Here is a 12892-nt window from a genome sequence, read left to right on the forward strand (position 1 = left end):
CCGGCGGGCAGCGGGGCGCCCGCGGCCAGGCTCACGGCGTCCACCGGGTCGGGCGCGGCGAGGACTTCACGCAAGGTGAAGCGGTTGCGGATGAAGGCGAGGTAGTCGGGGGCCTTCTGGTCGGCGGCGGCAATCGCCAGCATCTGGTTGGCGACGTCGGCGAAGCTGGCGCCATCGTCGGGTGCGGCCAGCAGCGCGCGCAGCAGCAGGCCGCGCAGGTAGTCGCCGGCGTCGTGCAGCACCAGGGCGTCGTCCAGCGCGCCGGGCCGGCGCTCGAAGGCGAAGAGGTCGGCCAGGATGTCGTACAGCGCGCCGGTGAACACCTGCGACAGCGCGTGCACCTCCACGCCCGCCTCGGACAGCGAGATGTCGTTGTCCGCGTTGCGCAGGCCGTTCGGGCGGCCCAGCGCGAGACCGAACTGTTCGGCGATGTCGGCCAAAAAGGTCTTGTCGTGCAGGCGTGCCTTGGTCTGGGCGATGATGGCTTCGCACTGGTCCAGCTGCGAGAGGGTCAGGAAGATAGCGGTCAGGTCGCCGAAGGCTTCGTGCAGGGCGCCCGTTTGCGGCGGCTGGTTGGACAGGATCCAGTTGGGCTTCAGGCCGTCGAGCACCGCGTGGCCGGTTTCGTGGGCCACGATGTCCAGCGAGCGGCAGGTGTAGACGCGGCTCTTCTGGCCGGAGGGGACGAAGTCGCCGAAGCGCAGGCAGCTTTCGTCGCGGCTGTAATAGGCGTTCATCACGTTCGGCAGGCCATACGGGAACACGCGCAGCGGCTCGGTGTTGTCCTCGGCGTTCCAATTCCAGGGCAGGGGCGTCTCGTGGCCCGCCATGGCGAGGGCGCGCTGGTACATGGTCAGCGTCTGGCGCACCACCGAGAAGGTGTGCACGGCGTCGAACTGCGGCGTGCCGGGCGAGGTGACGAAGTCGCCAAAGGCATTCGGCGCCACGGGATGGATGCCGGGCGTGCCGGAGGCGATGCGGGCATCGCGCGGACCGGCCAGCACGATCCCCGGCAGGAAGGCCTTGCGGGTGCCGATGTCGCCCACCGATGGATCCTGCTTCCAGATCAGCACCCGCGCGCCGAAGGCATAAGGCAGGGGCACCGGCGGCTGCTCGCTGCCCGTCGGGCGGCCCGGTTCCACCACCAGTTGCACGGTCTTGCGGTGCATGCGGTAGGGGGCGGTGGGTGTGGGGATGAAGCTGACCTGGGGCGCCGGCAGCACCGTCGCCGGCGCGCTGGCGAGGAAGGCCGCGCCTCCGGGCGTGGCGTCGCCGTCGTGGTCCGCGGCGCTGCTGTCCTGGGCGGTGGCGGCGGCCACCGTGATGAATGGCTTATCCATTGCAAATCTCCTCGGCTGAGTTTGCAATCGTGCTCCGCCGGGAGCGGTTAAGTTTGATCTTCCTCAATGCCTCTGGCGCGACTGTGGCGCCGGTGGCATCATGTCGGATTCATTCGTAAAAAGTATCACAAAGGCACTTTATGGCAGGGATTCATATCGTTCATCCGCACTCGCTTCCGGCGGAGCAGGCCCGCGCGGCGGCGCAGAAGGTGGCGGACAAGATCGCATCCGAGTACGAGATGCGGTGCCAGTGGCAAGGAGACACGCTGCACTTCGAGCGCAGCGGGGTGAAAGGCGCGCTGGCGCTGGACGCCACACAGGTGAAGGTGGATATCGAGCTGGGTTTCCTGATGGGGGCTTTTGCGGCGCCCATCGAGCAGAAGATCCGGTCGAAGATCGACCAGGTGTTCGCGCAGGCGGCCTGATAAGGCAGGCGTAAAAAAACGGACCGTGCGGTCCGTTTTTTGGTGGCGCGAGCGAAGCGCTCAGCCCTTGGCGAGCGAAGCGCTCAGCCCTTGGCGAGCGAAGCGCTCAGCCCTTGAGTTCTTCGATCAGGTCGATGTACTGCTGTTGCGCGTCTTCCTGCGCCGTGCCTTGCAGCGCGGCCCAGGCGTCGTACTTGGCGCGGCCGACCATGTCGGTGAAGCCGGGGCGCTCGCCCTGCACGTCGCCGACCGAGCCTTGCTTGAACAGGGCGTAGATCTTCAGCAGCGTCATGTTGTCCGGCCGTTCCGGCAGGTTCTTGGACTCGGCCTGGGCCTGTTGGAATTGGTCTTGCAAGCTCATACGTTCTCCTGTTGGTGAAGCGCGCATCTTAGCGCATTGACATTGGCTCGCGCGGTCGCGCGCCCACCATTAGAAGAGTTCTTCAGACCCCCAGAAGTTCCACGTCGAAGATCAGGGTGGCATTCGGCGGGATCACGCCGCCCGCGCCGCGCGCGCCGTAGCCCAGCTCGGCCGGGATGGTCAGGCGGCGCTGGCCCCCGACTTTCATGCCTTGCACGCCTTCGTCCCAGCCGCGGATCACATGGCCGGCGCCCAGCTTGAACTGGAACGGATCGTTGCGGTCCTTGGACGAGTCGAACTTGCTGCCCTGGCTGCCGTCATCGTTGCGCAGCCAGCCGGTGTAGTGCACCGTCACGTACTGGCCGGCCTTGGCTTCGTCGCCGCTGCCGGTCACGAGGTCGTCGTACTGCAGGCCCGAAGAAGTGGTCGTGGTTGCCATGGTTGTTGTCCTTTGATTTACAGGTGAGCGGCGATTGTACCAGCCGCACCACATCTTTTTTTCGAACCCTGTCCACCATCCGGGGAACAGAGGCGTTTTAAGCCTCAGTGTCAGGGAACCGTCATGGTTTCCCCTTAAAATAACGATGTCCAACTCCCCCGGGATTTCCCCCTCATGCTGCGCAAGTTCCTCCGCTTTGCCGCTTCGGCAATCGCCCTGTCCACCATCGCTGTCAGTGCCGCCCACGCGAATGTTGTCGTGGTCCTCAATTCGCGCGATGCCACCGTCCAGCTGCTGGACCAGGCCACCTACAGCGAGATCTCGACCTACCCGGTCGGCAAGGAGCCGCACCACCTGATGGCCACGCCCGACAACAAGTCGCTGATCGTCGCCAGCTCGGTGGGCAATGAGCTGATCTTCCTGGACCCGAAAACGGGCCTCATCCAGCGCAAGCTGAAGGACGTGCTGGACCCTTACCAGATCGGCTTCTCGCCGGACCAGAAGTGGTTCGTCTCGGCCTCGCTGCGCCTGGACCGCGTGGATCTGTACAAGTACGACGGCGCCAATCTCACGCTGGCCAAGCGGGTGCCGCTGGCCAAGCTGCCGAGCCACATCGCGTTCAATGCCGCGTCCACGATGGCCTTCATCACCCAGCAGGGCAGCGACCAGGTGAGCGCGATCGACCTGGCCACCCAGACCATCAAGTGGACCATCCCGGTCGGCAAGCTCCCGGCGGGCATCATGATGACGCCCGATGACAAATACCTCCTGGTCGGCATCATGGGTTCGGACTACATCGAGGTGATCGACTGGCGCACGCAAAAGACCGTCAAGCGCATCAAGTGCACCGAAGGCACCCACAACTTCCGCGCGCTGGGCGACAAGCGCACCGTGTTCGTGTCCAACCGGGTGGGCAATACCATCAACGTGATCGACACCCAGAAGCTGGCCAACGTCGGCCAGATCGCGGTGCCGGGTGGCCCGGACTGCATGGAGATCACCGCCGACGGCAAGACCATGTGGGCCACGCTCCGCTGGATCAAGAAGGTGGCCGTGATCGATCTCGCCACCCGCAAGGTGATCAAGATGATCCCGGTGGGCCGCTCGCCGCACGGCGTCTACTTCGCCAACCACTCGCCGATGAGCTGATGGTGAGGTGGGTGATGGTGCCAAACCCGCGTCGCCCGGCTACCGTGGCCGGCGCGCAGGCGCTGGCCATGGCACTCGCCTGCGCCGGTGCGCTGGCCGCCGCACCCACGCAGGCCGCGCCGCAAGCCCCTGCCGCCTGCCAAGGCACTATCTACCTCACCTTCGACACCGGCAGCCAGTCCCAAGCCGGGCTGATCGCCGAGACGCTCAAGCGCCATCACGCCAAGGCCACCTTCTTCCTCGCGAACGAGAAGACGGTGCGCGGCGACTGGTCCCTGGACCCGTCCTGGTCCGCCTTCTGGAAAGCGCGCGTGGCCGAGGGCCATGCCTTCGGCACCCACACCTTCGACCACGTGTACTGGCAGCGCGACCTGCCGGGCGGCCGCATGGTGGTCAAGCCGCAGTTCGGCGCACATGCGGGACAGCGCGAGACCTGGACCGAAGCGCAATACTGCGCTGAACTCAAGCGCGTGGATGCACGCTTCGTGGAGCTGACCGGCCGCCATCTCGACCCGTTCTTCCGCGCCCCAGGCGGCCACACCTCGCCCAATGTGCTGGCCGCGGCGCAGCAGTGCGGCTACACGCACTTCGGCTGGCCCCCCGCCGGGTTCTCGGGCGACGAAACGCCGAGCGAGCGATTTTCGAACGCGGCCCTGCTCCAGCGCGCCCTTGATAAACTGCGCGACGGTGATATCTTCATGGCGCACATGGGCATCTGGTCGCGCAAGGACCCGTACATGCCCGCCAATCTCGAGCCGCTGCTCGCGGGGCTCGAACGCAAGGGCTACTGCTTTGCGACGCTGCGCGAGCACCCATCAGTCCAGAATAAGTAGGTAGTGCTACACACCGACATGCTCCAGTTCTTGATCGACCTGTTCGCCCGCAGCCAGGACTGGCTGTTCGAGCACGTGGTCCAGCCCATCATGTTCCACGCCGGCCTGGGCGCCTTCATCGAGGAAGCCTTCGACGGCGTCGAATGGTTCCTGATCGGCGCCGTGGAACTGGGCGCGCTGTACCTGCTCCTGCGGCCACTGGAGGCGCTGATTCCCGCGCAACCGGGCAATGGCAGGCGCGCGCGCTGGAATGACTTCATCTACACCGTGATCCACCGGCTTGGCCTGTTCACCGTCGCCGTGTTCTTCACGCTCGATCCGCTGATGGACCACCTGGCGGGCGTGCTGCGTTTTGGCGGTGTCCACCCGTTCAACCTGGAGGCGCTGCTGCCGGGGATGTCGCCCACCGTGGCCTTCCTGGTCTACCTGGTGGTGCTGGACTTCTTCGACTACTGGTACCACCGCCTGCAGCATGGCGTGAACTGGTGGTGGGGCCTGCACAGCCTCCATCACAGCCAGCAGTACATGAACCTGTGGTCGGACAACCGCAACCACCTGCTGGACGACCTGCTGCGCGATATCTACATGGCCTTCGTGGCGCTGGCGATCGGCGTGGCGCCGGGGCAGTACGTGCTGCTGGTGTCGGTCTCGCGGGTGCTGCAAAGCCTGCAGCACGCGAACGTGCGCCTGCACTTCGGCCGCCTCGGCGACATGCTGCTGGTGTCGCCGCGCTACCACCGCCTGCACCACGCGATCGGCGCGGGCCATGAATCGAAAGGCGAGGGCACGCTGGGGGGCTGCAATTTCGCGGTCCTGTTCCCGGTGTGGGACATCCTGTTCCGCACCGCGAACTTCCACGGCCAGTGGGAGCAGACCGGCGTGCGCGACCAGCTGCCGCGCACCCTCGCCGATGGCAGCGTGGTGCCGGGCCGCGACTATGGCCGCGGCTTCTGGGCGCAGCAGTGGCTGGGCCTCAAGCGCATGATCGAATTCGCGCGCAAGGGGACCGCGTGAGCGGGGCGGGGCCGCAGCCATTGCAGGGCAATAGCGGCGCAGCGGGCCCGAATATGGCGGACGTGATCCGCAGCTTCGGCCGTGCGCTGGCCGCGCAGCTGAGCCCCCGCATGCTGGCGCTGTCGCTGCTGCCGACCGTGCTGTCCGTGGTGCTGTGGGGCGTGCTGCTGTGGTTAGGCTGGCAGCCATTCAACGACTGGATGCACCATCAGTTCATCGAACATGACCTGTTCCGCACCAGCGGCAGCCTGCTGTCCTCCGTCGGCCTGGGGATGCTCAAGACCCTGGTGGTGCCGCTGCTGGCGATGCTGCTCCTGCTGCCGCTGATGATCCTCACCGCGCTGGTGTTTGTCGGCGTGGCCGCGATGCCGGTGGTGGTGCGCCATGTGTCCACACGCTCATTCCCGGAGCTGGTGCGCAAGGAAGGCGGTTCGTGGTGGGGCAGCGTCGGCATGGCGCTGGCATCGTTCGCGATCTTCGTGGTGGTGTTCCTGGCCACGCTGCCGCTGTACGCCGTGCCGCCGCTCGCTCTGGCCGCCCACGTGGTGCTGTGGGGCTGGCTGACCGCGCGCGTGGTGGCCTACGACGCATTGGTCGACCATGCGAGCGACGAAGAGCGCCACACCCTCATGCGCACGCACCGCTGGCCGCTGCTGCTGATCGGGATGGTCTCCGGCGTCGCAGGTGCGCTGCCCGGCATCGTGTGGGTGGGCGGCAGCGTGCTCGCGGTGGTACTGTTTCCGTTCCTGGCGGCGGTGTCGATCTGGCTGTACGTGGTCATCTTCATCTTCACCGGGCTGTGGTTCGAACATTACTGCCTGCATGCGCTGCGCGGCCTGCGCGCCGCGCGCGGCGAACAGGAATAGGGGAGCAGCATGGCCTTCGGCTTGATCATCATCGGCGACGAAATCCTGTCCGGCAAGCGGCGCGACCAGCACTTTCCGAAAGTGGTCGAGCTGCTGGCCGAACGCGGTTTGCAGCTCGGCTGGGCCGAATACCTGGGCGACGACCCGGCGCGCATCACCGCCACTTTGCAGCGGACCTTCGCCAGCGGCGACATCGTGTTCTCCTGCGGCGGCATCGGCGCCACGCCGGACGACCACACGCGCCAGTGCGCCGCCGCGGCGCTCGGCCGTCCCCTGGTGCTGCATGCGGAAGGCAAGAAAAACATCCAGGAACGCATCCGTGAGACCACGCCCGACGCGGACCTCAACTCTGCCGAGAACCTGCACCGCCTGAAGATGGCCGAGTTCCCGCAGGGTGCTGAGCTGATCCCCAATCCGTACAACCGCATCGCCGGTTTCACCGTCGGCACGCATCACTTCGTCCCCGGCTTTCCGGTGATGGCCTGGCCGATGCTCGCGTGGGTGCTGGACACGCACTACAGCCACCTGTTCAATCAGGTCGCGCGCGCGGAGAAAGCCTTCATCGTGTACGAGGCCGCGGAGTCCGCACTCACGCCGCTGATGGAGCAGATTGAAGCCGCTCATCCGCTGGTGAAGGTGTTCTCGCTGCCCAGCGTGGGCGATGCCAACACGCGCCGCCACATCGAGCTCGGCGTCAAGGGCGACCCTGCGCAGGTGGCGTCGGCATACGAACAAATGCGCACCGGCCTTGCGTCTGTCGGCGCTGATTACCAGCCCTTGTAGGAGCGCGCCTCACCATCCATTTCCTCGTTGTTTTTTTGCGAAAAATAAACACACAGTTTCAAAAAAACGCCGTGCGCGCGCTGTGCATGAGTTGCTGTTGTGGTGGAATGTAAGCGTATGCATCACCAGCCTTCGCTCAGCCATCATGGACACCGACAGCCGTTCTGACCGGCCTACTTTCATGGCCCGCGCGGTGCGCAAATGGCGCACCCGGACCGCCACACCGAATGCGGCTCAGCGCCCGGCGAAACCCATCAAGCCTCAAAAGCGCCACCTCAAACTTGTGAAAGACGCACCACCCATGCCGCACGACGCGGAAGCACCCGACCGCCTTGAACCGACCGCGCATCATGAGCAGCAGCCGGTCCTGACCCATAAGCCGCCCCGCCGTCCGCGCCATGTGCGAAATATACGCAATGGCGCCATCGTGCTCGCCCTGATCGGGCTCTCGTTCGGCGTGTGGTGGGTCGTCGATGAATCGAACGACTCCAGCTTCCAGGCGCAGTACTTCGCCAAGCTCGCCAAACAGGTGACCTACAAGGTCCAGCCGGGGCCGAGCAATGCGATCCGCTATCCCTCCGACAGCCCGTACGACGAACGGCTCGGCTACGCCAACCTGCCGGACTATCTGAAGCGTTTGCAGGCGCGCGACTTTGACATCGCCGCGCAGGCGCGCCTGTCGGCCAAGGGCATCGAGCTCGCCGACCAGGGCGTGTATCCGCCGTACCCGGAGAAGACGCGCGCCGGACTGTCCATCTTTGACACCCACCAGCAGCCGATCTTCACCGCCATCTACCCCGAGCGCTACTACCCGAAGTTCGACTCGGCGCCGGCCGCGCTGGTCGGGTCGCTGCTGTTCATCGAGAACCGCGAGCTGCTGGACACCAAATACCCGAAGCGCAACCCGGCCGTGGAATGGGACCGCTTCTCGAAAGCGGTCTTCGACAAGGCCGTGCACACCGTGGCCGGGGGCGGCAAGCGCGTGGCCGGCGGCTCCACGCTCGCCACGCAGATCGAGAAATACCGCCACTCGCCGGAGGGCCGCACCGCCTCGACCAAGGAAAAGATCCGCCAGATGTTTTCGGCCTCGCTGCGCTCCTACCAGTACGGCGAAGACACCAGCAAGGTGCGGCACCAGCTGGTGATCGACTACCTGAATACCGTGCCGCTGTCGGCCAAGCAGGGCTACGGGGAAGTGAACGGCATCGGCGACGGCATGTGGGTCTGGTACGGGCGCGAATTCAAGGACGTGAACCGCATCCTGCGCTCCAACCGCACCGACCCGGACAGCGCGCTGGTGTACAAGGAAGCGCTGTCGCTGATGATCGCGCAGCGCCGCCCCTCGTACTACCTGGGCGATGGCGCCAGCGATCTCGAAACCCTGACCAACAGCCATCTCCGCGTGCTGGCGCAGGCCGGGGTGATCACGCCCGCGCTGCGCGATGCGGCGCTGAAGGTGCACCTGCATCCGTCGCAAGCCTCGGGCGTGGCAGCGCCGGAGCCGAATTCCTTCGTCTCGGCCAAGGCAGCGAACGCGGTGCGTGCGCACCTGGCGGGGCTGCTCGGCGATTCACGCCTGTATAACCTGGACCGGCTGGACCTGAAGGTCGTCAGCACGCTCGATGCCAAGGCCCAGCAGGCCGTGACCGAACAGCTGCGGGCGCTGCGCGACCCGGTGATGGCCGCCGCCGCGGGCCTGACCGGCCGCCAGATGCTCGGCAATGGCGACCCGGCCAAGGTGGTTTACAGCTTTACGCTGATGGAGAAAGGCCCCAACGCCAACTACCTGCGCGTCCAGACCGATAACTTCGACCAGCCGCTCGATATCAACGAAGGCGCGAAGCTGGACCTGGGCTCCACCGCCAAGCTGCGCACGCTGGTGACCTACATGGACATCTTCGACCAGCTGTTCAAGGCGCACGCGGGCAAGAGCGTGAAGGAGCTGAAGGACATCGACATCGATTCGCACGATCACCTGTCGCGCTTCGCGGTGGACTGGATGATCGCGATTCCGAAACCGGAAGACCGCAAGCTGCCGGACCTGCTGCAGGCCGCGCTGGACCGCAAGTACTCGGCCAGCCCGGGCGAAGCGTTCTTCACCGGCGGCGGCATCCACACCTTCGGCAACTTCAACAAGGAAGATAACCGCAAGATCATGACGGTGCAGGAAGCGCTGCGCCATTCGGTGAACCTGGTGTTCGTGCGCCTGATGCGGGACGTGGCCTACTACTACATGTTCCAGCAGCCCGAGTCGACTGCCGCGCTGCTGGCCAACGTGGACGATCCGCGCCGCGCCGAATACCTGGCGCGCTTTGCGGACAAAGAGGGCAAGGCCTTCCTCACCAAGTTCTACCAGAAGTACGACGGCAAGACGCCGGCGGAGATCGACAAGACGCTGATGGGCAGCTTCCGCCCGACCGCCTCGCACCTGGCGGCAGTGCACCGCACCGTGTGGCCGAACTCCACGCTGCAGCAGTTCACTGCCTTCATCAACGACTACCTGCCCAACAACGAGGTCCCGCCGGAGCGCATCGCGCGCATGTACGAGACCTACGCGGTGCAGAACATGTCGCTGGCGGACCGCGGGTATGTGGCCTCGGTGCACCCGCTGGAACTGTGGCTGGTGACCTACCTGCGCCAGCATCCCAAGGCGTCGCTGACGGAGGTGTTCAACGCCTCGACCAAGGAGCGGCAGGACGTCTACGCCTGGCTGTTCAAGACGCACCGCAAGGGCAAGCAGGACAAGCGCATCAAGGGCCTGCTGGAGATGGAAGGCTTCCTGAAGATCCACCGGCAGTGGAAGAAGATGGGCTATCCGTTCGACTCGCTGGTGCCCTCGTATGCGACGGCGCTGGGGGCGTCGGCGGACCGGCCGATCGCGCTGGCGGAGCTGATGGGCATCATCGTCAACGGCGGGGTGCGCAAGCCCGTGCAGCGCGTCGAGTCGCTCCACTTCGGCAAGGACACGCCGTATGAAACAGTGGTCAAGCACACCGACAAGCCGCGCGGCGAGCAGGTGCTGGCGCCCGAGGTGGCACGCGCGGTGGCCAATGCGATCCGCGAGGTGGTCTCGGACGGCACCGCCAAGCGGGCCAAGGAAGCCTTCGTGAAGGCCGACGGCACGATCATTCCGCTGGGCGGCAAGACCGGAACGGGCGACCAGCGCTTCGACGTGTATGCGCCGGGCGGACGGCTGGTCGAGTCGCGCTTCGTGAACCGGTCTGCGACTTTCGTCTTCAATATCGGCGAGCGCTTCTTCGGCAGCATGACGGCCTATGTGCACGGGCCGGAAGCCAAGGACTACGACTTCACCAGCGCGCTGCCGGTGCAGCTGCTGACGGTGCTGGCCCCAAGCCTGATGCCGATGATCGACCCGGACTGGAAGCCCGATGCCGCGCCGCGCGTGGCCGTCGCCGCGGCCTCCGGCGCCAGCCCGGCCAAGGCGGCCTTCCTCGAATCGCACTAGTTCAGCCACGCGTCATCCCGGCCGCGCTGCGGCCCGGGATGACTTCCGATTTCGGCCCCGTCCACCCGCGCCCTGCGCGTCCACGCTTGCCTTGTTGAGCGAATCTTGGCATGGTGTCGTTCCATGAAACCACTCCGCCAAACCATGTCGAGGATCCTCAAGTTCACGCGCTTTTCGGTGCGCGACCTGATTGCCACTGCGGCGCCCACGGTCGCGCTGATCGCGGCGCTGTGCGTGGTCGCTTATCTGCTCGTGGATCCTTCGCCGCCGCGCCATGTGGCGCTGGCCACCGGGCAGTTCAACAGCGCGTACGAGGAGTTCGGGAAGAAGTACCAGGCGCAGCTGGCCAAGGACGGCATCAAGGTCACGCTGCAGCCGTCACTCGGTTCGGCCGAGAATTTGCAGCGGCTCCTCACCGGCAAGGCCGATGTCGCCTTCGTGCAGAGTGGCTCCACCGATGAAGCCTCGGCCGAGCGGCGCGGCCTCACATCATTGGGCAGCCTGTTCACGGAACCCGTGTGGCTGTTCATGCGCGAGTCCACTAAAGTCACCCAGCTCACCCAGCTGCGCGGCCTGAAGATCAACCTCGGACCGGAAGGCACGGGCGTGCCCAAGCTGTTCCGCCAGGTCCTGGCCGTGAACGGAGTGGAGCCGAATGAGCTCACTATCGGCGCGCTCGAAAACACCCCCGCTGTCATGGCTCTGCTGGACGGCAGCATCGACGGCCTGGTGTTCTCGTCCGCGCCGGAATCGCCGCTGATCCAGATGCTGCTGCAAACGCCCGGCATCAAGCTGTTCGACTTCACCCAGGCCGAGGCCTATACGCGCCGCCTGCCGTTTCTCACGCACGTGGTGCTCCCGCGCGGCATCGTGGACCTCGGGCGCGACCTGCCCGCGCAGGACTATCACCTGATCGCGCCGACGGCCACGCTGGTGGCGCGGCGCGACCTGCATCCGGCGCTGGTGGAGCTGCTGGTGCAGGCGGCGGCCGATATCCACGGCGGGGCAGGGTGGTTCGCCAAGTCGCGCGAGTTTCCGACGCCGCAGTACACCGAGATTCCGGTGGCGCGCGAGGCGGCCAAGTTCTACAAGGACGGGCCACCCTTCCTGCAGCGTTACATGAGCTTCTGGCTGGCGAATTTCTTCGACCGGATGTGGGTGATCGTGGTGGCGCTGGGGGCGCTGATCCTGCCGCTGTCGCGCGTGATTCCGCCGCTGTATGTGTGGCGCATCCGCTCGCGCGTGTTCCGCTGGTATGGGCAGCTGCGGGTGGTGGAGCAGCAGCTGGACGACGCCCAGCACCACGGCGATCCGGCCACGGTGTGCAAGGAGTTGCTGCACCGGCTGGACCAGCTGGAGGACCGCGTCAACCAGATTTCGATTCCGCTGTCGTTTGCCGATACGCTGTATGGGCTGCGCAGCCACATCAACCTGGTGCGCCAGCGGGTGCTGGCGATGACGGCGCATCATTCGCACAACGAGGCGCAGCCCCGCGTGTGACGCGTACCGCCACGTCACGCCAACTCACATCACGTCACGTCACGTCGCGATAGGCCAAGCGCGAGGCAAAGCGCGAGGCAAAGCGCGAGGCCGGGCGCATGGTCAACCCCAGCCGGGCAATACGCCATGCAGTGCCGCATCCAGTTCGCGCGCGAAACCGGCGCGGCGCCAGGCGGGCAACGTGGCGCCAATGTGCACGCTTTGGCCGCGCGCTTCCAGCGTCACGAGTTCGCTCGGGAAGGCGGGCAGCAGGACGCGGGTGCGCTCGGGGTCCAGCCGCACGCTGGCGCGGCGCGCGCCGCACACGCTTTCGATGACCAAGGCGTCCGGCAGCAGCACGATGCGCTCATGGTCGAGGGCATGGCGGGAGTAGTACAGCCAGGCCGCCGTCACCGCCCCCATTTCGAGCGCCGTGAAGCAGAGGACCAGCGGCGCACCGTGCAGGGCGAAGGTGGTGCCCACGGTCAGCGACAGCGCAAGCAGCAGCAGGTACGCGCGCAGCGTCTGGCGCGGCGTGAGCGAGCAGTTGCGCTTGAGGACCCATTCGCGCTTGGCGGGCAGGGAGTCGCGGGGCACGGGTGTCTCCGGTGGCGAAAGCCGCAGGGGCGGCCTTCGGCATCAGGATACCGAAGCCCGATGCGCAGCGGCGCACGCGGCTGCCGAGCAGCGCGCGCCGCGCCGGCTCAGCCCTGCTATCGGGCACGCGCGTAAGGTGC

12 protein-coding genes are annotated in these 12892 nt (G+C 66.2%); 8 read left to right on the top strand and 4 right to left on the bottom strand.

Annotated elements, in window-relative coordinates; genetic code table 11:
• On the bottom strand, positions 1-1340 hold a 1340-nt coding region (locus E4L96_RS06470), incomplete at its 3' end, for a gluzincin family metallopeptidase (protein ID WP_229414264.1).
• A 140-nt stretch (positions 1341-1480) separates the two neighbouring features.
• Here E4L96_RS06470 and E4L96_RS06475 point away from each other — a divergent pair.
• Entirely contained in the window at positions 1481-1765 is a 285-nt protein-coding gene (locus E4L96_RS06475) for a polyhydroxyalkanoic acid system family protein (protein ID WP_135206400.1), read from the top strand.
• A gap of 106 nt (positions 1766-1871) precedes the next feature.
• Here the strand turns inward: E4L96_RS06475 and E4L96_RS06480 are convergent, their stop codons facing one another.
• On the bottom strand, positions 1872-2126 hold the full coding sequence (locus E4L96_RS06480; protein ID WP_135206401.1) for an acyl-CoA-binding protein: 255 nt from the start codon (positions 2124-2126) through the stop codon (positions 1872-1874).
• Positions 2127-2208: 82 nt separating this feature from the next.
• Positions 2209-2565 (bottom strand): FKBP-type peptidyl-prolyl cis-trans isomerase, encoded by a 357-nt coding sequence (locus E4L96_RS06485; protein WP_135206402.1) that lies wholly within the window; start codon positions 2563-2565, stop codon positions 2209-2211.
• Positions 2566-2739: 174 nt separating this feature from the next.
• On the opposite strand from E4L96_RS06485, the gene E4L96_RS06490 reads away from it, so the two are divergent.
• The 7 genes from E4L96_RS06490 (at position 2740) to E4L96_RS06520 (ending at position 12176) form a co-directional block, all read left to right on the top strand.
• On the top strand, positions 2740-3714 hold the full coding sequence (locus E4L96_RS06490) for a YVTN family beta-propeller repeat protein (RefSeq protein WP_135206403.1): 975 nt from the start codon (positions 2740-2742) through the stop codon (positions 3712-3714).
• A gap of 68 nt (positions 3715-3782) precedes the next feature.
• Entirely contained in the window at positions 3783-4547 is a 765-nt protein-coding gene (locus E4L96_RS06495; protein ID WP_135206404.1) for a polysaccharide deacetylase family protein, read from the top strand.
• Between the two features lie 18 nt (positions 4548-4565).
• Positions 4566-5561: a sterol desaturase family protein gene (locus tag E4L96_RS06500; protein WP_135206405.1), complete on the top strand. Its 996-nt coding sequence runs from the start codon at positions 4566-4568 to the stop codon at positions 5559-5561.
• Positions 5562-5614: 53 nt separating this feature from the next.
• Positions 5615-6427 carry an EI24 domain-containing protein gene (locus E4L96_RS06505; protein WP_135206406.1) on the top strand — a complete coding sequence of 271 codons (813 nt, stop codon included), beginning with the start codon at positions 5615-5617 and terminating at the stop codon, positions 6425-6427.
• Positions 6428-6436: 9 nt separating this feature from the next.
• Positions 6437-7210 (top strand): competence/damage-inducible protein A, encoded by a 774-nt coding sequence (locus tag E4L96_RS06510; protein WP_135206407.1) that lies wholly within the window; start codon positions 6437-6439, stop codon positions 7208-7210.
• Between the two features lie 301 nt (positions 7211-7511).
• The gene (locus E4L96_RS06515; RefSeq protein WP_135206408.1) at positions 7512-10676 is read left to right on the top strand and encodes a transglycosylase domain-containing protein; all 3165 of its coding nucleotides are present in this window, start codon (positions 7512-7514) and stop codon (positions 10674-10676) included.
• 144 nt (positions 10677-10820) lie between these two features.
• A complete protein-coding gene (locus tag E4L96_RS06520) occupies positions 10821-12176 on the top strand; it encodes a TAXI family TRAP transporter solute-binding subunit (RefSeq protein WP_135206411.1) in 1356 nt (451 codons plus the stop codon).
• 102 nt (positions 12177-12278) lie between these two features.
• On the opposite strand, the gene E4L96_RS06525 is transcribed toward E4L96_RS06520, so the two are convergent.
• Positions 12279-12752: a DUF2244 domain-containing protein gene (locus E4L96_RS06525; RefSeq protein WP_167758615.1), complete on the bottom strand. Its 474-nt coding sequence runs from the start codon at positions 12750-12752 to the stop codon at positions 12279-12281.
• Positions 12753-12892: the final 140 nt, after the last annotated feature.

The sequence above is a fragment of the Zemynaea arenosa genome, from assembly GCF_004614185.1.
Lineage (GTDB): Bacteria > Pseudomonadota > Gammaproteobacteria > Burkholderiales > Burkholderiaceae_D > Telluria > Telluria arenosa.